The 23903-nt window shown below is 70.6% G+C and carries 22 protein-coding genes and 1 riboswitch; of the genes, 7 read left to right on the top strand and 15 right to left on the bottom strand.

Features of this window, described 5'->3' with window-relative positions; translation table 11 throughout:
• The first annotated feature begins 6 nt into the window (after positions 1-6).
• From MRBLMX7_RS05005 to nagB, 3 genes are read left to right on the top strand one after another with little or no spacing between them, the layout of a single operon-like run.
• On the top strand, positions 7-1194 hold the full coding sequence (locus MRBLMX7_RS05005; protein WP_363366470.1) for an ROK family transcriptional regulator: 1188 nt from the start codon (positions 7-9) through the stop codon (positions 1192-1194).
• A 40-nt stretch (positions 1195-1234) separates the two neighbouring features.
• A complete protein-coding gene (locus tag MRBLMX7_RS05000; protein WP_363366469.1) occupies positions 1235-2200 on the top strand; it encodes an ROK family protein in 966 nt (321 codons plus the stop codon).
• Positions 2193-2972: a glucosamine-6-phosphate deaminase gene (gene nagB, locus MRBLMX7_RS04995; protein WP_363366468.1), complete on the top strand. Its 780-nt coding sequence runs from the start codon at positions 2193-2195 to the stop codon at positions 2970-2972. Before MRBLMX7_RS05000 ends, nagB begins: the two co-directional genes overlap by 8 nt.
• A gap of 31 nt (positions 2973-3003) precedes the next feature.
• Here nagB and MRBLMX7_RS04990 read toward each other — a convergent pair whose 3' ends face one another.
• The 6 genes from MRBLMX7_RS04990 to MRBLMX7_RS04965 form a co-directional block, all read right to left on the bottom strand.
• Complete coding sequence (locus tag MRBLMX7_RS04990) at positions 3004-3408, bottom strand: NUDIX hydrolase (RefSeq protein WP_363366467.1); 405 nt, start codon at positions 3406-3408, stop codon at positions 3004-3006.
• On the bottom strand, positions 3401-4765 hold the full coding sequence (locus tag MRBLMX7_RS04985; protein ID WP_363366466.1) for an FAD-binding oxidoreductase: 1365 nt from the start codon (positions 4763-4765) through the stop codon (positions 3401-3403). The genes MRBLMX7_RS04990 and MRBLMX7_RS04985 overlap by 8 nt, the downstream gene beginning before the upstream one ends.
• Positions 4762-5133 (bottom strand): YrdB family protein, encoded by a 372-nt coding sequence (locus tag MRBLMX7_RS04980; protein WP_363366465.1) that lies wholly within the window; start codon positions 5131-5133, stop codon positions 4762-4764. The genes MRBLMX7_RS04985 and MRBLMX7_RS04980 overlap by 4 nt, the downstream gene beginning before the upstream one ends.
• Positions 5134-5164: 31 nt before the next feature.
• Positions 5165-7159: a sigma-70 family RNA polymerase sigma factor gene (locus MRBLMX7_RS04975; RefSeq protein WP_363366464.1), complete on the bottom strand. Its 1995-nt coding sequence runs from the start codon at positions 7157-7159 to the stop codon at positions 5165-5167.
• A gap of 477 nt (positions 7160-7636) precedes the next feature.
• On the bottom strand, positions 7637-8803 hold the full coding sequence (gene nagA, locus MRBLMX7_RS04970) for an N-acetylglucosamine-6-phosphate deacetylase (protein ID WP_363366463.1): 1167 nt from the start codon (positions 8801-8803) through the stop codon (positions 7637-7639).
• On the bottom strand, positions 8800-10314 hold the full coding sequence (locus tag MRBLMX7_RS04965; protein ID WP_363366462.1) for a beta-N-acetylhexosaminidase: 1515 nt from the start codon (positions 10312-10314) through the stop codon (positions 8800-8802). Before MRBLMX7_RS04965 ends, nagA begins: the two co-directional genes overlap by 4 nt.
• A gap of 53 nt (positions 10315-10367) precedes the next feature.
• A riboswitch (ZMP/ZTP riboswitch) is annotated at positions 10368-10452 on the top strand.
• Positions 10453-10490: 38 nt separating this feature from the next.
• On the opposite strand from MRBLMX7_RS04965, the gene glyA reads away from it, so the two are divergent.
• Together glyA and MRBLMX7_RS04955 are read left to right on the top strand one after the other, a co-directional pair.
• Positions 10491-11765 carry a serine hydroxymethyltransferase gene (glyA, locus tag MRBLMX7_RS04960; protein ID WP_050721576.1) on the top strand — a complete coding sequence of 425 codons (1275 nt, stop codon included), beginning with the start codon at positions 10491-10493 and terminating at the stop codon, positions 11763-11765.
• On the top strand, positions 11762-12640 hold the full coding sequence (locus MRBLMX7_RS04955; protein ID WP_363366461.1) for a bifunctional methylenetetrahydrofolate dehydrogenase/methenyltetrahydrofolate cyclohydrolase: 879 nt from the start codon (positions 11762-11764) through the stop codon (positions 12638-12640). Before glyA ends, MRBLMX7_RS04955 begins: the two co-directional genes overlap by 4 nt.
• A 60-nt stretch (positions 12641-12700) precedes the next feature.
• On the opposite strand, the gene MRBLMX7_RS04950 is transcribed toward MRBLMX7_RS04955, so the two are convergent.
• Positions 12701-13249, bottom strand: coding sequence for a phage holin family protein (locus tag MRBLMX7_RS04950; RefSeq protein ID WP_363366460.1), 549 nt, complete (start codon positions 13247-13249; stop codon positions 12701-12703).
• Between the two features lie 53 nt (positions 13250-13302).
• Between MRBLMX7_RS04950 and MRBLMX7_RS04945 the strand changes: the two genes are divergently transcribed.
• Positions 13303-13851 carry a hypothetical protein gene (locus MRBLMX7_RS04945; protein WP_363366459.1) on the top strand — a complete coding sequence of 183 codons (549 nt, stop codon included), beginning with the start codon at positions 13303-13305 and terminating at the stop codon, positions 13849-13851.
• A 22-nt stretch (positions 13852-13873) separates the two neighbouring features.
• On the opposite strand, the gene MRBLMX7_RS04940 is transcribed toward MRBLMX7_RS04945, so the two are convergent.
• The 8 genes from MRBLMX7_RS04940 to MRBLMX7_RS04905 form a co-directional block, all read right to left on the bottom strand.
• On the bottom strand, positions 13874-14596 hold the full coding sequence (locus MRBLMX7_RS04940; protein WP_363366458.1) for a DUF6882 domain-containing protein: 723 nt from the start codon (positions 14594-14596) through the stop codon (positions 13874-13876).
• 22 nt (positions 14597-14618) lie between these two features.
• The gene (locus MRBLMX7_RS04935) at positions 14619-15869 is read right to left on the bottom strand and encodes an MFS transporter (protein ID WP_363366457.1); all 1251 of its coding nucleotides are present in this window, start codon (positions 15867-15869) and stop codon (positions 14619-14621) included.
• Positions 15870-15927: 58 nt separating this feature from the next.
• Positions 15928-16731: an HpcH/HpaI aldolase family protein gene (locus tag MRBLMX7_RS04930; RefSeq protein WP_363366456.1), complete on the bottom strand. Its 804-nt coding sequence runs from the start codon at positions 16729-16731 to the stop codon at positions 15928-15930.
• Positions 16716-17501 carry a 2-keto-4-pentenoate hydratase gene (locus MRBLMX7_RS04925; protein ID WP_363366455.1) on the bottom strand — a complete coding sequence of 262 codons (786 nt, stop codon included), beginning with the start codon at positions 17499-17501 and terminating at the stop codon, positions 16716-16718. The genes MRBLMX7_RS04930 and MRBLMX7_RS04925 overlap by 16 nt, the downstream gene beginning before the upstream one ends.
• 88 nt (positions 17502-17589) lie before the next feature.
• Positions 17590-18726 (bottom strand): 3,4-dihydroxyphenylacetate 2,3-dioxygenase, encoded by a 1137-nt coding sequence (gene hpaD, locus MRBLMX7_RS04920; RefSeq protein WP_363366454.1) that lies wholly within the window; start codon positions 18724-18726, stop codon positions 17590-17592.
• 27 nt (positions 18727-18753) lie between these two features.
• Entirely contained in the window at positions 18754-20250 is a 1497-nt protein-coding gene (gene hpaE / locus MRBLMX7_RS04915; RefSeq protein WP_363366453.1) for a 5-carboxymethyl-2-hydroxymuconate semialdehyde dehydrogenase, read from the bottom strand.
• Entirely contained in the window at positions 20247-20927 is a 681-nt protein-coding gene (locus MRBLMX7_RS04910) for a GntR family transcriptional regulator (protein ID WP_363366452.1), read from the bottom strand. Before MRBLMX7_RS04910 ends, hpaE begins: the two co-directional genes overlap by 4 nt.
• A complete protein-coding gene (locus MRBLMX7_RS04905) occupies positions 20924-22357 on the bottom strand; it encodes a fumarylacetoacetate hydrolase family protein (RefSeq protein ID WP_363370820.1) in 1434 nt (477 codons plus the stop codon). The genes MRBLMX7_RS04910 and MRBLMX7_RS04905 overlap by 4 nt, the downstream gene beginning before the upstream one ends.
• A 163-nt stretch (positions 22358-22520) precedes the next feature.
• Here MRBLMX7_RS04905 and MRBLMX7_RS04900 point away from each other — a divergent pair, with 163 nt between their 5' ends.
• Positions 22521-23900 carry an MFS transporter gene (locus MRBLMX7_RS04900; RefSeq protein WP_363366451.1) on the top strand — a complete coding sequence of 460 codons (1380 nt, stop codon included), beginning with the start codon at positions 22521-22523 and terminating at the stop codon, positions 23898-23900.
• Positions 23901-23903 lie beyond the last annotated feature (3 nt).

Genomic DNA, 23903 nt, shown 5'->3' with positions numbered 1-23903 from the left:
ACAAACATGTCCGTATCGGATGAAACGCGTCCGTCGATGACGTCGGAGCACGTCGGCGCGAGCGCGCACGCCTTCGGGCCGGCGCGGCACCTCCGCTCCCGCACCAAGGTGCTCCCCGAGCACGCGCGGGGGCACAACCGCGCCCTCGTCCTGCAGACCCTGTACCACTCGGGGGCGATGAGTCGCGCCGACCTCTCCCGCGAGACCGGGCTGACCCGCGTCACGATCTCCGACCTCGTCGCGGAGTTCATCGCCGACGGCATCGTCGTCGAGATGGGCGTCCGGGAGACCGTCGGACCGGGCAAGCCGCCGATCCTCATCGACATCGACCGCCTGGGCCACCAGATCGTCGGCATCGACCTCTCGGGCCCGCAGGCGTTCGTCGGAGCCCTGTTGAGCCTCGACGGCGACGTGATCGAACGACGCGAGGTCGAGCGTCCCGAAGGAGCCGACGGAGACGCAGCCTACGCGGCGCTCCTCGCTCTCGCCCGCGCTCTGTCGGACGCGGCGACGCAGCCCGTGCTCGGTGTGGGCATCGGCACGCCCGGCGTGGTCCGGCCCGACGGAGTCGTGCTCAGCTCGCCCAACCTCGGCTGGTCGAATCTGCCGCTCGAGGCCAAGCTCGGCGTCGACCTGGACCTCCCCGTGCTCGTGCGGAACGACGCGAACGCGGCCGTGCTGGCCGAGTACACGTTCGGCGAGGCCAAGGCGGACTTCATGCTCATCAAGATCGGTCGAGGCGTCGGCGCCGGACTGATCACGGGAAGCCAGCCCCTGCTCGGCAGCCGGTTCGCCGCCGGAGAGATCGGTCACGTCGTGGTCGGCACCGACGGCGGCCCGCGGTGCGCGTGCGGCAAGGACGGCTGCCTCGAAGCGTGGCTGAACGAGTCGCGCTTGCGGCCGGCGATCGAGGCAGCGCCCTCGTCGCGAGACGACATCCTGCGCGACGCCGGCACCCGCATGGCCATCGCGATCGCCCCGATCGTCGCGGCGCTCGACCTCTCGGAGGTCGTTCTGTCAGGTCCGGGCGACCTGCTCGACGGCACCCTCGTCGACGCCGCGGTCGAGACGCTGCACGCCCGCACGCTCGAGGGCGTGTTCGAAGACGTCGTGATCCGCCGCACGCTGCAGGACGACATCGTGCTGCGCGGCGCTGCCGTGATGGTGCTCTCCAGCCAGCTGGGCGTCTCGTGAGACGCGCAGCCGAAGGCGCCGCAGACAGGAGCTCCACCCGATGACGCGCGCCATCGTGGCCGACCCGGCGGGTCGGCGGATTCGAGTGGGCCTGGACGTCGGCGGGACGAAGATCGACGCCGTCGCGGTGAGCGGGACCGGCGACATCCTCGCACGCCTTCGCCGGCCCACCGGCTGGGGAGAGGATGCCGTGGTCGAGAGCGTCGTCGACGCCGTGACCGCCCTCGCGGCGGAGGCCGGTGCCGACCTCTTCGCGATCGACTCGGTCGGCATCGGTATCCCCGGTCTCGTCGACGCGGCTACCGGACGCGTTCTGCACGCCGTGAACCTCGGCGTCGAATCGCTCGACCTGTCCGATCGTGTCGGCGCCCGACTGGGCGTTGCGGTGCGCGTCGAGAACGACGTCAAGGCAGCTGCTCTGGGCGCAGCGGCGCTGCGCGGCGTCGAGGGATCGATGGCCTACCTGAATCTCGGCACCGGCGTCGCGGCCGGGATCGTCGTCGACGGCGAGATCTGGCGCGGCTCCCGCGGCACGGCCGGCGAGGTCGGGCATCTCTCGGTCGACCCGGCCGGACGCCTCTGCGGCTGCGGGCAGCGCGGCTGCATCGAGACCTTCTGCGGCGGGGGAGCCCTCGCCCGCGCATGGGACCGCCCGGGTTCCCTGCCCGTGCGCGACATCCTCGACGCCGCGGATGCCGGTGACGAGCGCGCGCTCGCGCTGCGCGCCGACCTCTTCCACGGAGCGGCCGCGGCGGTGCGCGCCCTCGTGCTCTCGGCCGACGTCGAACGCGTCATCATCGGCGGAGGCCTCACCGCGCTCGGCGCGCGTCTCGAGGACGGTGTCCGCGCGACCCTGCACGCGGGTGCCGAGGCCTCGGCCTTCATGAGGTCGCTGCACCTCGACGATAGGATCGAGCTGCTTCCGACCGGCTCGCCCGCCGCCGCCTTCGGCGCCGCACTGGTCGGCGCCGCCACCCCCACCAAGGAGATCGTCACTCATGGCTGAAGTCGTCATCGTCGAGAACGCCGCCGCGGCGGGCTCACTGGTCGCCGCCGAGATCGTCGAACTGATCGACGGGCGTCCCGATGCGGTGCTCGGACTCGCCACGGGATCGACGCCGCTGCCGGTGTACCAGGCTCTGCGGACGCAGCTCGCGGGCCGTGACGTCTCGCAGGTGCGCGGCTTCGCTCTCGACGAGTACGTGGGCCTCGACCCCGCACACCCCGAGAGCTACCGTTCGGTCATCACGCGCGAGGTCGTCGAGCCGCTCGGACTCGATCCGCGCCGCATCCATGTGCCGAACGGCGCCGAGGCCACGATCCAGCACGCGGGAGACGACTACGAGAAGGCGATCGACGCCGCGGGTGGCGTCGATCTGCAGATCCTCGGCATCGGCACCGACGGGCACATCGGCTTCAACGAGCCCGGGTCCTCGTTCGCGTCGCGCACGCGAGTCAAGACCCTCACGGAGCAGACGCGCGAGGACAACGCCCGCTTCTTCGACTCGATCGACGAGGTGCCGCGTCACTGCATCACGCAGGGCCTCGGCACGATCCTGCGTGCGCGCCACCTCGTGCTCCTCGCGTTCGGCGAGGGCAAGGCGCAGGCCGTCGCCGACGCCGTCGAGGGTCCGCTGTCGGCGATCCTGCCGGGCTCCGCCGTCCAGCTGCACCCGCACGCCACGATCGTGGTGGACGAGGCGGCGGCGTCGCGCCTGAAGCTCGCCGACTACTACCGCTACACGTTCGCCAACAAGCCGTCCTGGCAGGGCATCTGACCCGATCCGTCCGGGTTCCGTCGAGCTGCGCTCAGCTCTCGCGTGCCCAGGCCAGCGGGAGCAGATGCTCGACGCTGAGCGGTGCGAGCGGCAGCGTCTCGGCATCCGCTCGCGTGATCCAGCGGAGCTCCGCGAGCTCTGCCTGCACCGCGACGTCGGCGTGCGCGATCGACACCGAGAACGCGTCGGCGACGACCCGGTGACCCGGTTCGTTCGCCGCATCCGACACGAACCGCCCCAGCGACCGCAGATCGCTCTCGACGAGCACCAGCCCGAGCTCCTCGTGCAGTTCGCGGATGAGGGTCTGCGCCGGCGTCTCCCCGGCCTCCGGCTTGCCGCCCGGCTGCATGAACCTCGTCGTGCCCTGCTTGCGCACGACGAGCACGCGTCCGTCGGCGTCGACGATGATCGCCGCGCTGACGTGGATGTCAGGCATCCGCGGCGAACACCTTTCCGGGGTTGAGGATCCCGAGGGGATCGAACACGCGGGTGATCTGGCGCTGCAGCTCCCACTGGTCGTCGCCCAGCTCGTCCGCCAGCCAGCGGCTCTTGAGCGTGCCGATCCCGTGCTCGCCGGTCAGCGTGCCGCCCAGGGCGATAGCCGCCCGGAAGAGCTCGTCCGCGGCCGCCCAGACGTGAGCGGGCGGCTCGGCACCCTCGAAGATGAAGTTCGGATGCAGGTTGCCGTCGCCCGCATGCGCGACGGTCGGGATGGTCATGTCGAAGGCCTTCTCGATGCGCGCGATCTCGTCGAACATCGCGGGCATCGCGCTGCGCGGCACCGAGACGTCCTCGATCAGAGTGGTGCCGAGGGCGGCCATGGCGGGGTGCATCGCGCGGCGGACGGCCAGCAGCCGCTCGCCCTCCTCGCGATCGGAGGAGACGAGGGTGGCGCCGCCGTGCGCCGTGAGGATCTCGGCGATCACCGCCGCCTCGGCCACCGCGGCGGGTCCGTCGGTCTGGATCGTCAGCTGCGCGCTTCCCGCGGCGGGAGCAGGGAGCTTGAGCATGGTCGCGACGGCCGCGAGGCTCGCGGCGTCCATGAGCTCCATGATCGCGGGCTGGGTGCCGGAGGCCGTCACCGCAGCGGAGGCCGCGGCGGCGGAGCGCACGTCCGGGAAGGTCGCAGTGATCGTGCAGGTCGTGCCCTCCACCAGGCGGCGAAGCTTGAGCGTGGCGCCGACGACGACGCCGAGAGTGCCCTCCGAGCCGATCACGAGCGAGGTGAGGTCGAGCCCGGTCACGCCCTTGACGCTGCGGTGGCCGAGGTGCAGGAGCCGGCCGTCGGCGAGCACGAGGTCGACCCCGAGCACGGCGTCGCGCACTACGCCGTACTTCGCGCAGAGCAGGCCGCCGGCCCCGGTCGCGATGTTGCCGCCCACCGTGGAGATGGCGCGGCTCGCGGGATCCGGAGCCCACCACAGGCCGTGCTCGGCCAGAGCGTCGTTGAGGTCGGCGTTCAAGATGCCGGGTTCGACCACAGCGAGGAGATCGTCGGCGCGCACCTCGCGGATCGCGGTCATGCGACGCGTGGACAGCACGATCTCGCCCTCGCCGCCGTTCGCCGCCCCGGCGAGACCCGTCCCGGCGCCGCGGACCACGACGGGTGTGCGGATCTCGGTCGCGATGCGCATGACCGTCTGGACGTGCTCCACGGTCTCGGCGTGCACGACGGCGAGAGGCCTGCCGGGCGCCGCGTGGCCGGACTGATCGGCGCGCGCGCTCTCGAGAGAATCGGGGTCGGTGTCCACGAGCACGCCGAGGGCCGAGGTCAGCAGGTCGAGCGCGGTCATGCGATGCGCCGCCGACCGCTCACCACGCCGGCGCCGACCGCCACGATCGCGAAGGCCACGCCGATGATCGGCTGATCCATGAGCCACCAGGCGATCGTCACGCCCACGTAGATGAGGAGCTCGACCGCGGCGCGCAGGAACGGATGCAGGCGGAGCACGGGCCGAGGGGAGAGGAACAGCGCCCAGAGGAGGATCACGATCACGGGCGCGCCGATGCCGAGCACGATGTTCCAGGGCAGCGGCCAGGTCGCGAAACCCCAGAGGGCGAGGGTGCCGACGGCGATCACCAGCACGATGGAGCGGACGATGTCGAGAGCCGTGATGGTCGGGCGCTGCACGCCGGGTACGGGGGAGGGATCCTCGGGCATGGGATCCAGTCTATTCGCGGCGGGACGGCTCTCAGCGCGGTGCCGTGGTGGCGGCGTCCAGGGTCTCGGTCGTCGCGACGACGGCCGCGGCCGCCGGCGCTGCCGCGGGATCCGGTGCCGGTGCGGGCTCGGGTGCCGGTGCGGGCTCGGGTGCCGGTGCGGGCTCGGGTGCCGGCGCGGACTCGGGTGCCGGTGCGGGCTCCGCGGTCGACGGTGCGACCGGCGCCGTCGCGACGACATCGGCGGGAGCCTCCTGGGCGGGAGTCTCCTGGGCGGGAGTCTCCTGGGCGGGAGCGCCGCCCGGCGTCAACAGGCACAGCGGGCCGGGGTCGAGGACGGAGAGATCCTGCAGTGTCGTCGTGGTCGACGCTCCCACCTGGTCGCCCGAGACGTAGAAGAACTCCACCGCGGCGTTCTGGCACAGCTGCTGCAGCGTCGGTCGCAGGGTGATGTTGCCGTAGCCGATGCTCGGATCGGCGTCGGATGCCGACAGCACCGTCCCGCCTGCGATGCCGGAGCGTCCCGCGATGCGTGCGGCGACCGTGGAGTCCGCGACGCCGGAGACGGGGACGACGTACTCGGTCGTGATGAGGTCGTCGCCGCCGATGATGAGCCAGGCCTCGGCGGCCGAGAACGAGGGCGTCCCCGCCGGGAGACCGGGCTCCGTCCCGGGGCCGGGTTCGGTTCCCGGTTCGGTTCCCGGATCGGTGGGATCTGTCGGCTCGACCGGAGGCGCAGGCGTCACGGGGGCAGTGTAGGCCGGGGCCGTGATCGCGGGCGCCTCGTTCTCGGCGGGCTCGGGCGCCACGGGCGTTTCAGCCGGGGGCGTCACCGGCGTCGGCTCGGGCTCAGGGGTCACGGTCGTGACGGGCTTGTCGGCCGACATCGACGCGTCGGGGCCCACATCGGAGCTGATCGATGAGTCGCTGTCCCCGGCGCTCGGCAGGGATGCGGCGGGGTTGGCTCCCGCGAGCCCGGGGAGGATGGTCGCAGCTGCGACCACGCCTGCCACCACGATCGCAGCGGAGCCGACGCCGACGAGCGCCCCGACGCCGCTGAACACGCCGCCGGTCGCTCCTGCACCGCCACCGGCACCACCTGCACCGCCACCGGCGCCACCCGCACCACCCGTGCCGCCCGCACCGCCGGCGGCGGACGCGCTACCGGCCAGGACGGCACCCTGTGTGACGCTCGACGGCATGGCGGCGAGGGCGACGATGGGCGCTCCGCCGCCCTGCAGCGTGGCGAGGTAGCCGGCGGATCCGCCGACGCCGAGCACGAGGGGCAGCAGCACGAGGGCGAGGCGCTTCGACACGTCCTTCGCCTCGGCGGCGACGATCATACAGCGGGCGCAGTCCTCGATGTGCGTCTCGAGACGCTTGTGGTCGCGCGTGCTGAGGTTGCCTCGCGAGTACGCGCCGAGGTGCTCGATGGTCCACTGGCAGTCCGAACCGGGTTCGGCGCTGCGGAGGTGGGCCTGGATCCAGGCCTCTCGCAGACCCTCGCGAGCGCGGAAGGCGAGCTGCGAGACGGCGCCTGCCTTCATGCCGAGGAGGGCGCCGGTCTCGGCGGGCTTCATCTGCTCGATCTCGGTGTACCAGAGCACCTCCTGCCAGCGGGAGGGGAGGCTGCGGAACGCCTGCGCCGTGAGGCTGCGGTCCAGGGCCTCGTTCGCGGCCTGCTCGGTGCTGTCGGGGTCGGCGACGGTGTCGAGCTCGTCGATCGCGGATTCGCGGCGGGAGCGTCCCCAGGCCGCGGCGGTGTTGCGGATGCTGGTGAAGAGATAGGCGCGGAAGGAGCCGTTGGGTCCGCCGCCCTTGATGATCGCCTGATAGATGCGCGTGTACGACTCCTGGACGAGGTCGTCCGGGTCGATCGACGAGGTGATGGAACGTGCGACCGACATGCCCGAGGGGTAGTGCCGTCTCCAGAGTTCGCCGAAGGCTGCGGCGTCGCCCGAGCGGGTCCGCAGAACGAGATCGGCGTCCGCGATCGCTTCGTCGTTCGAGGTGCTGTCGTGTCTCATGTCATCCATCTGTCATGGGGAGCGGATGCGTCCCCACATGAAGAGACGCGTGAGACCGTCCTTCATCACGCGCCTTCACCATTCTCTCTCCGATCTCCCAGCGACGCCACCCCGATCTGCAACTCCATCGAATCGAGTTATCGCAGAGAAACCCCTGGTCAGGGTGAATCTGTCGAGAGCGAGGAAAAAGATCTCGAAGAATTTCTGAGAAGTCGCGTAATGAATCGGGAACGCCTTCGTCTCATCCCATAGAGACAGCCATGGGAGTCCACCGGGGGGCGGACGACCAGGCGCTGGTGCCGAGGGGCATGAGCACCGGTGAATGGCGGGTCGGGCGCCTCGGGGGAGGAGTTCCCGGCCCGCCGGCTCTGAGCAGGGGGCATAGTGCGGGGGTCGCCATTCTGGGGAACGGCGGCCCCCCACCCGTAGGGAGAAGGACCGGAGAGCACGCAGCTGCGCGTCGCCGCGCGGGTCGGGTCAGGGGCGCCCGCCCACCCACACGCGCGCGACGCGCAGCTCAGCATCCAGCAGCACGGCATCCGCCACCGAGCCGGGCGCGAGTCCGCCCAACCGGGCGCCGACTCCCACCGCCTCAGCCGGTGTGGTCGTGAGGGCGCGCACGGCCTCGGTCAGGGGGACCCCTGCTGCGACGGCGCGCCGGAGCGCTACGTCCTGCGTGAGCGTCGAGCCCGCGATCGAACCGGTGTCGTCGGCTCGGGCCACACCCTCGCGGACGGTCACGCTCACGGCGCCCAGGTCGTAGTGCCCGTCCGCGCTGCCGGCGGCAGCCATGGCGTCGGTGATGAGCGCGACGCGTCCCGGTGCGGTGTCGAACAGGAGCTTCACGACGTGCGGGTCGAGGTGCACGTCGTCGGCGATGCCCTCGAGCACCACGCGACGATCGGCTGCGGCGGCGAGCACCGGCCCCGGCGCGCGGTGATGGATCCCGGGCATCGCGTTGAAGGCGTGCGTGAGGATCGAGGCGCCCGCGTCGAACGCGGCCACCGCCATCGCGGCGTCCGCATCGGTGTGCCCGACCGCGGCGGCGGCTCCCGCCTCCACGATCAGCCGGATCGCCTCGAGCCCTCCGGGGAGCTCCGGGGCGATCGTGACCTGGCGCACGGTGCCGCGCCCTGCCGCGAGCAGCTGCGAGACGTCCTCGGCATGCGGGGCGCGCAGCAGGCTCGGCTCATGGGCGCCGTGGTGCCCCGGGTCGAGGAAGGGGCCTTCGAGGTGCGAGCCGAGGATGTCGGCATCCGTCCTCATGAGGTCCGCGATCTCCGCGACGCGCCGTGCGAGGTCGTCGAGCGATGCGGTCACGAGCGACACGACCGCCCTGGTCGTGCCGTGCGCGCGGTGCAGGGCGCGCGCCGTCCGGATCGCCTCCACGCCGTCGTCGAAGGATGCGCCCGCGCCGCCGTGCCCGTGGATGTCGATGAACCCGGGGGTGAGGAGCGCACCGGGTCCCGCCGTCGCAGCCGCGTCGACCACGCGGTCGGCGTGCTGCCACGAGGGTCCCGTGCCGCTCGCGACGATCGCGCCGTCCTCGGCGCGCACCCAGGCGTCCTCCGTCACCCGTCCGGCGTCGACCAGCCGGGCGGAGTGGATGACGAGCGACCCCGATGCGGTCTGGTCGACCGTCATTCCGCGACCCAGGGGATCTCGGGCGTGGGGTGGAAGTTCACTCCGCGCGCACGCCACCCCGGTGCGAGAGCCGCGAGCCGCTCACGGAACGACTCCCAGGTGCGCCCCGGGGCCTCTTCCGGCGACCAGGCCACCTCCGCGAGCGCGGCGGCGCGAGGGAACACGAGCTGCTCGACGTCGGCGTAGGTGCGGGTGGTCTCGCTCCACAGCGGGGCCTCGACGCCGAGGATCGCCTCGGCCGGGACGTCGAGCACGTCGGTCGGCTCCCACGAGTACGCGCGCTGCACATCGATCACGGCGGCCCAGGTGAGTCCGAGCGGGAACTCGGGCGTGTACTTCATGTCGAGGTAGGCGGCATCCGCGGCCGACATGATGAGCGCGCCGCCGCGGGCGACGAAGTGCTCTGCCTCCTCCGCGTGCGTGCCCTCGGGGGTCGTCTTGCCCCAGTACTGCCCGATCGTGCCCTCGGCGATGCCCTCCGCCGAACCCATCTCGTGCCACGCGACGGGGATCTTGCCCGCCTCGACGACGATCGCGGTCGCCCTCTCGGCGAACAGGTCGAAGTCGGCCTGCGGGGTGCCGAGCGACTCGTCGCCGCCGATGTGGGTGTAGGGGCCGGGGGTCAGCTCGGCGAGCTCGCGGACCACGTCGCGCACGAAGTCGTAGGTGCGCTCCTCGTGGATCCGGACGCTGGAGTGCCCGACGCCCCAGCCCAGGTACGGCTCGCCCTTGACGGGGAGCGGCTGTCCGAGCTCCTCCGCCTGCGACACCAGCCCGTCGTTCAGCACGGGCTCCTCGACGAGCTCGGGGTAGGCGACGCCGATCGCGTGCGTGTGGCCCGGCAGGTCGATCTCGGGGATCACGATCATGTGGTGCGCTGCGGCGTAGGCGACGATCTCGCGGTAGTCGTCCTGGGTGTAGAAGCCGCCACGGTCGCCGTCGGCGGCCGACGCCGAGGACAGCTCGGTGAGCTTCGGCCAGGAATCGATGTGGAGGCGCCAGCCCTGGTCGTCGCTGAGGTGCAGGTGCAGGTGGTTGAACTTGAGGGTGCTCGTCTCGTCGATGAAGCGCTTGACCTCGGCGACGTCGAAGAAGTGGCGCGTGACGTCGAGCATGACGCCGCGGCGGGGGAAGCGCGGCGCGTCGACGATCTCGACGCGGGGCAGGCTCCACGCCCCGGCGTCTTCGCTCAGCAGCTGCAGCAGTGTCTGCACACCGTAGAACAGGCCTGCCTCGTCGCCGCCGACGATCTGCAGGCTCTCCCCGATCGAGAGCCGATATCCCTCGGCGGGAGCGGCGCCGGACTCCACGCGCAGGGTGATCGCCCCGGGCTCAGCGGCATCGGTGGTGGTGAGGCGGATGCCGGTGCGCTGCGCCACGGCATCCATCAGCTGGATTGCCGCGGGGGAGTCGCCGATGACTCGCATGCTCTCGGTGACCGGCACCCGGCCCTCGCCGAGGATGGCGGAGGCGGGGAGGGGGACCAGAGGGAGTGGGAGAGGTAGGACCATGAACAAAACCTATCCCGAGAGCCGGTCGGCACACCAGGGAAATCCCGCTATGCTCGAACCGTCGCGACTGGCGTCTGGGTGGACTACCACCGGGGAGCGACTGACCACGGACTTCGACCGCGCGCCTGGGCCGATAGGAACACCCTTCGATTCCGTTGTCAGAGGAGCATGTCACCATGACCGACCGTTACTTCAACGCCCCGCTCGCCGAGGTCGACCCCGAGATCGCCGAGGTCCTCGACCGTGAGCTGAAGCGTCAGCAGACCTTCCTCGAGATGATCGCCTCCGAGAACTTCGTGCCCGTCTCCGTGCTGCAGTCGCAGGGCTCCGTCCTGACGAACAAGTACGCCGAGGGCTACCCCGGTCGCCGCTACTACGGCGGCTGCGAGGAGGTCGACGTCGCGGAGGAGCTCGCCATCCAGCGCGCCAAGGATCTCTTCGGCGCCGAGTTCGCCAACGTGCAGCCGCACTCCGGCGCCTCCGCGAACGCCGCCGTGCTGCACGCGATCGCCCGCCCCGGCGACACCCTCCTCGGGCTGTCGCTCGACCAGGGCGGACACCTGACGCACGGCATGAAGATCAACTTCTCCGGCCGGCTCTACGACATCGTCGCCTACGGCGTGAACCCCGAGACCTCGGTCATCGACATGGACGAGGTGCGCCGCCTCGCTCTCGAGCACAAGCCGAAGGTCATCATCGCGGGCTGGTCGGCGTACCCGCGCACTCTCGACTTCGAGGCGTTCCGCGCGATCGCCGACGAGGTGGGCGCGCTGCTCTGGGTCGACATGGCCCACTTCGCCGGACTCGTCGCCGCGGGCCTGCACCCCAACCCCGTGCCGCACGCGCACGTCGTGTCGTCGACCGTGCACAAGACCATCGGCGGCCCCCGTTCGGGCTTCATCCTCACGAACGACGCCGACATCGCCAAGAAGATCAACACCGCGGTCTTCCCGGGTCAGCAGGGCGGCCCGCTCATGCACGTGATCGCCGCCAAGGCGACCGCGTTCAAGCTCGCCGGCACCCCGGAGTTCGCCGAGCGCCAGGAGCGCGTGCTGCGCGGTGCGTCCATCCTCGCCGAGCGCCTCTCGCAGCAGGACGTGAAGGACGCCGGCATCGGCGTGCGCTCGGGCGGCACCGACGTTCACCTGGTGCTCGTCGACCTGCGCGACGCCGAGATCGACGGCAAGCAGGCCGAGGACCTGCTGCACGACATTCACATCACCGTGAACCGCAACGCCGTCCCGAACGACCCGCGCCCGCCGATGGTCACCTCGGGTCTGCGCATCGGCACCCCGGCCCTCGCGACCCGCGGATTCGGTGACGCCGAGTTCACCGAGGTCGCCGACGTGATCGCGCTCGCGCTGATCCCCGGCGCCGACGTCGAGGCCCTGCGCGCCCGCGTGGACGCGCTCGCCGCGGCCTTCCCGCTCTACCCGGACCTGCAGCAGTGACCGCGGTCGTCCTCGACGGCAAGGCGGCGTCAGCCGAGATCAAGGCCGAGCTCACCGAGCGCGTCGCCGCGCTGAAGGCGAAGGGTATCGTGCCCGGTATCGCGACCGTGCTGGTGGGCGCCGACCCGGCATCGCAGCTCTACGTCGGCATGAAGCACCGGCAGTCCGAGGCGATCGGGATGAACTCGATCCAGCGCGAGCTGCCGGCCGACGCCTCGCAGGCCGACGTCGAGGCGCTGATCGACGAGCTCAACGCCGACGACAGCTGCCACGGCTACATCGTGCAGCTCCCGCTGCCGAAACACATCGACACCGATGCGATCCTCGAGCGGATCGACCCGGCGAAGGATGCCGACGGCCTGCACCCCACCAACCTGGGGCGTCTCGTGCTGAACGTGAACAGCCCGATCCACACCCCGCTGCCGTGCACGCCGCGCGGTGTGATCGAGCTGCTGCTGCGAAACGACTACGACCTGAAGGGCAAGCACGTGGTGGTCGTCGGCCGCGGCGTGACGATCGGTCGCTCGATCGGCCTGCTGCTCACGCGGCGGGACCTGAACGCGACGGTCACCCTCATGCACACGGGCACGGTCGACATGCCGCGCTACCTGCGCGAGGCCGACGTGATCGTGGCCGCGGCGGGCGTCAAGCACCTCATCCGAGCCGAGGACGTGAAGCCCGGTGCGGCCGTGCTCGATGTGGGCGTGACGCGGGAGAGCGACCCCGAGACGGGCAAGAGCCTGGTCTTCGGCGACGTGCACCCCGATGTGGCCGAGGTCGCGGGATGGGTGTCGCCCAACCCCGGCGGCGTGGGCCCCATGACGGTCGCGCTGCTCATGACCAACGTGGTCGAGGCCGCCGAGCGCCTGGCCTGACGCCGATGCCGGACGGGTCGGCCGAGCGGCTGACCTGACGACATTGCGGGACGGGTCGGCTCAGCCGAGCTCGTCCAGCATGCGGCGCTGCTCGGGGGTGAGCCCGTCGTTCAGCTCGTCGCGGGCTTCTGCGGTCGAACGCGACTCCGGACGCGCGGGAGTCTCAGGCGCACGCTGTCCGGAGATCTTCGACTGGGCCAGATCGTAGATCTCGCCGGCCTTGGCGCGCATCCGGTCGTCGACCCTGTCGTAGATCACCCAGCCGAGCAGGAGGAACAGAGGCGGGAGCACATAGCTCCAGAAGCCCGAGGCGCGGACGCCGCTGAGCCAGACGACGGCGACCCAGATGATCAGCTCGACCAGGTAGACGAGCACGTACTGCACGACCTTCTCGCCCGCCTTCGTGCGGTCGGCTGCCGACTTCGCGGCGGCGCGGCGGAACAGGGACGTCAGGAGCGGCTTGAGGAACAGCGACGCGAGCGTGAGGATGACCGAGGCCCACAGGGCGTTGAATCCGACGGAGACCCCGGGCGACAGCCAGCCGATCAGCAGCAGGACGACGACGTTGAACACGTAGAGCGCGGCGAACCGGACGATTCCGTTCTTCATGCGCCCAGACTCCCACACCCGTGCGGTCCGCACGACCCCGGTAGTCTCCGGACATGCGCATCGTCGTATCGGGCACTCACGCCAGCGGGAAGAGCACCCTGATCGCGGACTTCCGCCTGCGGCATCCGGAGTTCGCCCTGCTTCCCGACCCGTTCGAGCTCCTGGACGAGGCGGGCGATGCCCCGAGCGGCGCCCTCTTCGGAGCGCAGCTGCGGATCTCCGCCGACCGCCTTCGCGACGAGACCACCGGGGACGTGATCGCCGAGCGCGGTCCGGTCGACTTCCTGGCCTACCTACTGGCCGTCGACGATCTGGGCGGCCACGGGCTCGGGCGGGAGGCGCTCGCTCACGCGATCTCTCTCACTCGGTCGGCGATGTCGCGCGTCGATCTCCTCGTCGTGCTGCCGCTCTCGGCGCGCGACGCGATTCCGGTGGGCGCGGACGAGCATCTCGAGTTGCGATGGGCGATGAACGAGCGGCTGCTCGACCTCATCGAGGACCCGGACGTCGTGGGCGACAGCATCGTCGTCGCCGAGGTGTCGGGGCCACCGGACGTCCGGCTCGCGCGACTCCTCGATGCGGTGGAGAGCGAGCGCGGCTGAGCGATCGTCCGGTCGAGTCCGGTCAGCCCTGCGGCTGCAGGCTGCTCTCGATGTTCGCGATGCGGGCCTGGTCGTCGAAGCGGAAGGTCGCGGAGCCGCTCGCGTCGCTGACGGTGGCGCCCGAGAACGATTCGTCGGTCCAGGTGAGGTTCCAGCCGGCGAGGCGCGCGGCGTCCCAGACCGAGGTGCGGGCATCCGGCAGGGCGAGCGTGGAGAGCACGCGGGGGAGCACGATCGCGGCATCCGCCACGGTGAGGGGCGCGAGCGGCAGATCGAGCAGGAACACCGCGACCGTGCCGCCGCCGACCGGTGCGACGTAGTACGGAGCCCGGCCCGTGAGTTCGACGGCCACGGCGCCGACCGTGTGCGCGGCGGCGGTGATCCAGGCGTCGTCGCCCGCGGCGTCGGCGGGGAAGGGGAGCTCAGGCTCGCTCAGCTCGCGGATGCCGTGCTCGGCACCGTAGTCGCGCAGCTGCGCCGCAAGCCCGGTGGGGTCGCCCTGGGGATGAGCCCATGCCCAGAGCAGGGACCGGGGCCCCGGGGCGATCGTCGCGACGAGGTGCGCCCGACCGACGAGCTGACGGGACGGGTCGTCGTTCGCCGTGAAGACGAGCGTGCCTGCGCCCATGTCGGCGTCCCAGTGGTTGTCGCCGAGCGTCTCCAGCTCGCGCGCGAGGGAGTCCTGGCGGAGAGCGGTGAACAGTGCGGCACGGTCGGCGAGGGGCTGGAGCGCGGCGAAGGTCATGCCCACAGTCTCGCCCCGATTGCTATGAATCCGCCAACTCCCCGTGCCTGACTCCCAGCGCCGCGGCGGGGCGCCCCATGCGCCAGACGCTCGGCACCAGGAGGGTCACGACCGCGACGCTCGCGTAGACGATGCCCGAGGTCACCAGCACGGTCACGACGTCGGCGTGCGTGACGAGCCAGCCGTACACGAGGGTGCCGATGGGCAGGATGACGTAGCTGCCGAGCATGTCGTAGCTGTACACGCGCGAGAGCTTGTCGCCGGGGACGTTCTCCATCATGGCCACGTTCCAGCCGGTGCTGAACACCTCCGTCCCCGCCCCGGCGAGGAACGCGGCGATCGCGAGCAGCACCACGGCGGGGTGGACGCCGAGAACGGTGAGCGGGATCGCGAACGTCGCCATGCCGATCATCCCGTAGCGCAACGGCCGCTTCAGCGGGAACCACAGGAGCACGAGCGTCATCAGCAGCACGCCCAGGCCCTCGGCGCTCACGACCCATCCCCAGCCCGCGACTCCGAGTCGCTCGTCGTTCTTCGCGATGTACGGGCCGATCACGCCCCAGGCGCCGATGTGGATGCCGTTCATGATCATGAAGGCCACCACGATCGTCCACAGCCAGGTGCGGCTCGCGAACTCCCGCCATCCGACCCGGAGGTCGTGGAACAGGGAGGTGCCTCCGCCGTGCGCAGGCGGAGGCAGGCGGACCATCGCGAGGACGGGGATCGCGACGGCCCAGGCGACGGCCTGCGCGACCATGACCCAGGCGGGGCCGGCGGTCGCGACGACGATGCCGGCGATGACCGGTCCGCCGATCACGGTCGCGGAGCGCACGAACGACAGCATGGCGTTGGCCTGCTGCAGATGCTCGGGCGTGGTCAGCTGCGGGATGACGCCCTGCATCGCGGGGAGCACGAACGCGGTCGATGCGCCGTTGAGCACGGACAGCAGGGCGAGCAGGGGGACGGTCGCCGTGCCCGAGAACAGCAGCGCGGCCATGGTGCCGATGCTGATGATGTCGATCACGTAGCAGGACTGGATGATGAGAGCACGCGGCAGGCGGTCGGCCACGACGCCGCCGAACAGCAGGAACACGATGTTGCTGAGCGTGAAGGCGGCGAGCACGAACGACAGGGACTGCGGGTCGTTGTCGATCTCGAGCACAGCGAACGCCAGCGCGATCGACGACATCGACCCGGTGATCATGGTGATCGCGCGCGCGAGGAAGAACCAGCGGAACCCGCGGTCCTGCATCGCGGCGAGAGCGCGGATCATCGCGCGGACTCACTCGTGTGCATCAGGCCATCCTGCCACCGGCCACCCCGCGCCGGGGTCAGTAGCTCGCGCGCCCCGAACCCTCGGATGCCGGGAGGAAGCGCGCAGCGAGCGCCTCGGAGGCCCGCGCCAGCAATGCCACGTCCGCACCCACCGCGACGAAGTCGGTGCCGCCGGCGATGTACGCGTCGGCGGCGGCCGGGTCGAACGCGTTCACACCGACCGCCGTGCCCTCCGCGCGCACCGCGGCGAACACGCTCTCGACCGCCGCGACCACGTCGGGATGCGTCTGCTGACCGAGCAGCCCCATCGAGGCCGACAGGTCGGACGGGCCGACGAAGACGGCATCCACTCCGTCGACGGCCGCGATCTCGGATGCCGCCGCGACGCCGGCAGTCGTCTCGATCTGCACCGTGAGGGAGGTGTGGCGGGCGGAGTCGCGGAGGTACCCGTCGACGCGATTCCACCGCGCGCTGCGTGCGAGCGCGCTGCCGACGCCCCGCACGCCCTCGGGCGGATACCGGGTGGCGGCGACCGCGGCACGGGCCTCGTCGGCCGACGACACCATCGGGACGATGATGTTCTGCGCGCCCAGGTCGAGGACCTGCTTGATCGCGACGGCGTCGTTCGCGGCAACCCGCACGACCGGGGTGATCGGGTAGGCGGCGACGACCTGCAGCTGCACCAGGGTCGACTCGAGCGTGTTGGCGGAGTGCTCCATGTCGATCAGCAGCCAGTCGAGACCGGAACCTGCCGCCACCTCGGTCACGAGCGGACTGCCCGAGCAGGCCCACATGCCGACGAGCGGGCGATCGGATGCCGCGAGAGCCTCGCGGAAGGACGGGGTCAGACGAAGCGGCATGTGATGGTTCCCATCGGTCCGTAGTCGCACAGCACCTCGTCGCCGCGCGACACCCACATCGGGCGTGTGAACGATCCTGCCAGGATGATCTCCCCGGCCTCCAGGCGCGCGCCGTGCTGGTGGAACTTGTTCGCGAGCCAGGCGACGCCCGTCGCGGGGTGCCCGAGGACTCCGGCGGCGACGCCGGTCTCCTCGATCTCGCCGTTGCGCGACAGCACTCCGGGCACCCAGCGCAGGTCGATCTCATCGGGCCGTCGACGCTCGGCGCCGAGCACCATCGCGCCGTACGCCGCGTTGTCGCTGATCGTGTCGACGATCGTGCGGCCCTCCAGCTCGATGTGGGAATTCAGGACCTCGAGAGCGGGCACGGCGTAGTCGATCGCGGCGAGGGCGTCGTCGAGCGTGCAGTCCGGGCCTTCGAGCGGATGCGCGAGCACGAACGCGAGCTCGACCTCGATGCGCACGTTGGAGAAGTGGGCGTGCGGGATCTCGGACCCGGACTCGTACACGGTGTCGTCGAACATGACGCCGTAGTCGGGCTCGGTGATGCCGGTGGCCTGCTGCATGGCCTTCGATGTCAGCCCGATCTTGCGGCCGACGAGGCGACGCCCGGCCGCGATCTGCGCGTCGCGCCAGACGCCCTGGATGGCGTACGAGTCCTCGACCGTGGCGTCGGGGTAGCGCGCCGTGATGCGCGGGATCACGCCGTGCGTGCGGTCGGCCTCGGCCAGTTCCGCGGCGATCTGCGCGATGTCGTCGTGCGAGAGCATCCGTTCCTCCTCCTTCAGGACCGTCTATTTCTGCCGGATGGCAGAAATTGACCCTCTATTCGCGCCATACGGCAGAAATAGACGGGGGTTAGAGCTGGTTGCCGAGCTTCTTCTCGCCGTCCTCGGCGCGCGTGTACGAGAAGCCGTCGGCGCCGATCGTGACCGCCATCTCGGAGCTGTCGGTGCGAGCGACGACGGGCTGCGGATTCCCGTCGAGGTCGAGCACGAGCGAGGCGTCGGTGTACCAGGACGGAACGACCGGGTTGCCCCACCAGTCGCGACGCTGGTTGTCGTGCACATCCCAGGTGATGACCGGGTTGTCGGGGTCGCCGGTGTAGTAGTCCTGCGTGTAGACCTCGACGCGATGCCCGTCGGGGTCGCGCAGGTAGAGGTAGAACGCGTTGCTCACCCCATGGCGGCCGGGGCCGCGTTCGATCGCGTCGCTGCGTCGCAGCGCACCGAGCTTGTCGCAGATCGCGAGGATGTTGTGCTTCTCGTGCGTCGCGAAGCACACGTGGTGCATGCGCGGTCCGTCGCCGCCGGTCATGGCGGTGTCGTGCACGGTGGGCTTGCGGCGCATCCAGGCCGCGTACACGGTGCCCTCATCGTCCTGGATGTCCTCCGTGACGCGGAACCCGAGGTCCTGCATGAACTTCACCGCGCGCGGCACGTCGGGGGTGACCTGGTTGAAGTGGTCGAGGCGCACGAGTTCGCCGGGGATGTGCAGGTCGTAGCGCCACGACATCCGCTCGACGTGATCGCTCTGGTGGAAGAACTCGATCGGGAAGCCGAGCGGGTCGACGACGCGCACCGAGTCTCCGACGCCCTTCACGAAACCGTCGGGGTTGCGGCGCACGTCGCAGCCGAGCTCGGTGTAGAACGCGACGGCGCGGTCGAGGTCGGCGGGCTCGCGCACCCGGTACGAGAACGCCGCGACGGCGGCGACCGGTCCCTTGCGGAGCACGAGGTTGTGGTGGATGAACTCCTCGGTCGAGCGGAGGTAGATCGCCTCGTCGTCCTCCTCGGTCACGTAGAGCCCGAGGACGTCGACGTAGAACACCCGTGAGGCGGCGAGGTCGGTGACGACGAGCTCCATGTAGGCGCAGCGCAGCACGTCGGGCGGGGTGCCCTGTGGCGTCGCGATGGGGTTCTCGGTACGGATCGGCGCCTCCTGGCTCACGTAGTAGCCGGCGGAGGTGAGCGTCATCTCGTGACGGTCGGTCATGTCAGCGTCCTTGCTGTGATTCTCGGGTCAGTTCTTGCCGAAGGTGGGGTTGTGCGCGCCGCCGAGCGTGATGTGCACGCTCTGCTGGTCGGTGTAGAAGTCGATCGAGCGGTAGCCGCCCTCGTGGCCGAGGCCCGATGCCTTCACGCCACCGAACGGGGTCCGCAGATCGCGCACGTTGTTGCTGTTGAGCCACACCATGCCGGCCTCGACCGCCTGCGCGAAGTTGTGCGCGCGCTTCAGGTCGTTGGTCCAGATGTACGCTGCGAGACCGTACTTCGTGTTGTTCGCGAGGGCGAGCGCCTCCTCGTCGGAGTCGAACGGCGTGATCGCGACGACCGGACCGAAGATCTCCTCCTGGAAGATGCGCGCATCGGGGGAGACGTCGGCGAACACGGTTGGAGCCACGAAGTTGCCCTCCTCGAACCCCTCGGGACGACCACCGCCGGCGACGAGACGCCCCTCGCTCTTGCCGATCTCGACGTACGACATCACCTTCTCGTAGTGCTCGGGATGCACGAGCGCACCGACCTCGGTCGCCGGGTCGTGTGGGTACCCGACCTTGACGCGCTGCGCCTGGGCCGCGTAGCGCTCGACGAACTCGTCGTAGATCGACCGCTCGACGATGATGCGGGACCCGGCGGTGCAGCGCTCGCCGTTGAGCGAGAACACCCCGAAGATGGTGGCGTCCACTGCCGCCTCGATGTCGGCGTCGGCGAACACGACGGCGGGCGACTTGCCGCCGAGCTCCATCGACAGGCCCTTGAGGTAGGGCGCGGCGTTGCCGAAGATGATCTGCCCCGTGCGGCTCTCGCCGGTGAACGAGATGAGCGGGACGTCCGGATGCTTCACGAGGGCGTCGCCGGCATCCTCACCGAGTCCGTTGACGAGGTTGAACACGCCCTGCGGCAGCCCTGCCTCCTCGAAGATCCCGGCCCATAGCGAGGCGGACAGCGGCGTGAACTCGGCGGGCTTGAGCACGACGGTATTGCCGGTCGCGAGCGCGGGGCCCAGCTTCCAGGACTCGAGCATGAACGGCGTGTTCCACGGGGTGATGAGCCCCGCGACGCCGATCGGCTTGCGGTTGACGTAGTTCATCTGCTTGCCGGGCACCTTGAAGGCGTCGTCGGACTGCGCCACGATCAGGTCGGCGAAGAAGCGGAAGTTCTCGGCCGCACGCCGCGCCTGGCCGAGGGCCTGCGTGATCGGCAGTCCGGAGTCGTACGACTCCAGCTCGGCGAGTCGGGCGTCGCGGGACTCCACGATGTCGGCGATGCGGTGCAGCACCCGCGAGCGCTCACGCGGAAGCATGCGCGGCCACGGGCCCTCGTCGAACGCGCGCTTCGCTGCGGCGACCGCGAGGTCGATGTCGGCCTTCTTGCCCGCCGAGGCCGTGGTGTAGGTCTCGTTCGTGACCGGGTCGAGCACGTCGAACGTGTCACCGTCGACCGAGTCGACGAAGGCGCCGTCGATGTAGTGCCTGATGTGGTCGGGCAGGTCTGCGGGGATGCGGGAGTCGGTCATGAGAGCCCTCCTGTCGTGTGGGTGCGGGTGTGGAGCGCGTCGAGGAAGGCATCCCTCGTGCGCCAACGGTGATCGCGGGCCGCCAGCTCGATCTCGAGCGGGTCGGCGCCGATGCGGATGAGCTCGACGATCTGCGAGTGCTCCTCGACCGAGTGCCGTGCGCGGCCGGGCACCGATGCGAACGTCGAATCGCGGATGCCGGACAGCCGCGACCATCCGCGGTGCACGAGGTCGAGCAGGTGCGGGTTGGGGCACGGTTCGAACAGCACGGAGTGGAACTGCCGGTTGAGCTCGGTGAACGCGTGGGCGTCGAGGTGATCGAGCATCCGCGCCATGCGGTCGTTGATGCGCGTGGCCTCGTCGAGCGCGGCCTCGTCGAGCAGAGGAGCGGAGAGCGCGGTCGCCGAGCCCTCGACGATCCCGAGCGTCTGCATGGTGTGGGCGTACTCGCTCTCGTCGACCAGCGTCACACGAGCGCCGACGTTGCGCTCGAAGGTCACGAGCCCCTCGGCCTCGAGGCGTCGGATGGCCTCGCGCACGGGCACGACGCTCATCTGCAGGTCCTCGGCGATGGAGCCGAGCACGAGGCGGTAGCCGGGGCTGAACATGTGACCGGTGATGCGCGAGCGGATCCACTCGTACGCGACCTCCGACTTGCTCGTCGCGGTCGTGCTCATGAGCGTGCCTCGTAGCGTGCGCGCCACTCGGCGTTCATGGGGAAGAGCCCCTCGACCGGGTGACCTGCGGCGACCTGCTCGGCCACCCAGGTGTCCTCGTCCTCCTGTGCGAGCGCGGCGTCTGCGACTTCCGCGGCGAGGGACGGCGGGATGACGATGACGCCGTCGGAGTCGCCCACGACGATATCGCCCGGTTGCACCGTGGCACCGCCGCACGCGATCGTGACGTCGACCTCCCACGGCACGTGGCGGCGACCGAGCACGGACGGGTGCGCGCCCTGCGAGAAGACGGGGAAACCGAGCGCGGCGACCGCCTCGTAGTCGCGAACGCCCCCGTCGGTGACGACGCCTGCGGCGCCGAGCGTCTGCGCACGCAGCGCCATGACGTCTCCCAGGGTGCCGCTCGAGGCATCGCCCCGGGCCTCGATCACGATGACCTCGCCCTCGCCGACCGTGTCGAACGCGCGCTTCTGGGCGTTGTATCCGCCGCCGTGCGACGCGAACAGGTCTTCACGGAACGGCACGAAGCGCAGGGTCTTGGCGGTGCCGACGACCTTCGCGCCGGCGATGTTCGCGGAGACGCCGTCGACGAAGCATCCGTGGTGCCCGCGCTTGCGCAGCTGCGCCGACAGGCCGGCGGTCGGCGCCTCGAGCAGCTTCGCGCGGAGGTCGGGTGAGAGGGTCGGCGCCGGTGCCGGCAGTCCGGCTTCCTCGCGCGACCCCCAGGCCTCGGTGCGCTGGAGGTCGTCGACCGAGGGAAGCGATCCGATCTCCGGATCGAAGGGCACGTCGCCCTGCGTCACGGTGGTCACGAGGCGCCCGGAGGTCGGTGCGCCGGGCGCGTCCGGCGCATCCACCTCGATCTCGACGACGTCGCCGGGCACGATCACCGAGGAGCCGGCGGGCGTGCCCGTGAGGATCACGTCGCCGGTCTCGAGCGTGAAGTGCTGCGACAGGTCGGCCACGAGCTGCGCGAGGGGGAAGATCAGTCCGGCGGTGGTGTCGTCCTGCCGGAGTTCTCCGTTGACCCAGGCGCGCACCCGCAGTGCGGCGGGATCCACCGTGCGGGCATCGATCAGGTCGGGTCCGAGCGGCGTGTAGCCGTCGCCGCCCTTGGAGCGGACGTTGGAGCCCTTGTCGTTCGCGCGGAGATCGTAGAGGCCGAGATCGTTCGCGGCCGTGACGGCGGCGACGTGATCCCACGCGTCCTCGAGCGCCACTCGCCGCGCGGGAGCGCCGATCACGAGGGCGATCTCGCCCTCGAAGGCGAGGAGCTCGGTGCCGGCCGGGCGCTCGACGGTTCCGCCGGAGACGCCGACCGAGCTCGCCGGCTTGAAGAAGTAGGAGGGGGCGGCGGGTCGGCGTCCGCGCTGATCGGCCCGGGAGGCGTAGCTCAGGTGGATCGCGATGATCTTTCCGGGGCGGGACATGGATGCCGTCACGGGGGCGCCTCCTCGCGCATCGTCACGACGCCGTGTTGCGTCGTATCCGAAATCGTATATCATCGAGATCAGCCCGGCAACCCGCTCGCTCCGTTCGTTCGGACCACGCAGGAATGCCGTGACAGTGCCGTCACCATCAAAGGAGATACCCATGAGCGGGCAGCCACAGGGCGGGTTCACACCCACCGGCACCATCGCCTCCGCGACCGATCGCCGTCGCGTCGTGTTCGCCACCGTCGTCGGGACCACCGTCGAGTGGTACGACTTCTTCATCTACGCCACGGCCGTCGGCCTGGTGTTCGGCCAGCTGTTCTTCGAGCCGCTCGGTGCCAACAGCGCCCTGATCGCCTTCGCGACCGTCGGCGTGAGCTTCCTGTTCCGCCCGCTCGGTGCCTTCCTCGCCGGTCACTACGGCGACAAGCTCGGTCGCAAGACCGTGCTCATGTGGACACTGATCCTCATGGGCGCCGCGACCGCTCTGATCGGGATCCTCCCCACCTATCAGGCGATCGGGATCACCGCGCCGGTGCTGCTCGTGCTGCTCCGCATCATCCAGGGCATCTCCGCCGGCGGCGAGTGGGGCGGCGCTGTGCTGATGGCCGTCGAGCACGCGCCGCGCACCAAGCGCGGCATCTTCGGAGCCTCCCCGCAGATCGGCGTGCCGCTCGGGCTCCTGCTGGCGTCCGGCGTGATGGCGCTCATGACGGCGATCGCGCCCGGCGACCAGTTCCTGTCCTGGGGCTGGCGCGTGCCCTTCCTGCTCAGCGTCGTGCTGATCCTCGTCGGCTACTACGTCCGACGCCGGGTGGAGGAGAGCCCGGTGTTCGCCGAGCTCGCGGAGCGCAAGGAGCGCGCCAGGATGCCGATCGTGCAGCTGTTCAAGAAGCATCTGCTGCTCGTGATCATCGCCGCGTTCGTGTTCGCCGGCAACAACGCCGTCGGCTACATGACCACGGGCGGATACATCCAGGGCTACGCCACCAACCCCGAAGGCCCGATCGGACTCGAGCGCGGACCCGTGCTGTGGGCGGTCGCCGGCTCCGCCGTCACCTGGTTGCTCACCACGCTGCTCGCCGGCTGGGTCTCCGATCGCATCGGACGCCGCACGACCTACATCATCGGCTGGGTCCTGCAGCTCGTGGGGGTGTTCACGCTTTTCCCGCTCGTCAACACGGGCGAGATCGGACTCCTGTTCGCGGGACTCGCGATCCTCACGATCGGCCTCGGGTTCACGTACGGGCCGCAGGCGGCGCTGTACACCGAGCTCTTCCCGGCCAGCATCCGCTTCTCGGGCGTCTCGATCTCCTACGCGATCGGCGCGATCGCGGGGGGTGCGTTCGCTCCGACCATCGCGACCGCGATCGTGCAGGCGACCGGCTCGACGCAGGCGGTCACCTGGTACCTTGCCGGGATGACCGTGCTCGGCCTCATCGCCACGCTGCTGCTGCGCGACCGCTCCGGCATCCCGCTCGGACCGGACCACGAGGAGGAGCAGTCGATGAGCCCCGTCCACGGCATGGCGAGGGCGTGATCC

Origin of the sequence: Microbacterium sp. LMX7-1.2, assembly GCF_040675935.1 — a bacterium.
In the GTDB taxonomy this organism is placed as follows: Bacteria; Actinomycetota; Actinomycetes; order Actinomycetales; family Microbacteriaceae; genus Microbacterium.
Note: the sequence above shows the minus strand (reverse complement) of the source record. Positions and strands in the feature narration are given on the sequence as shown.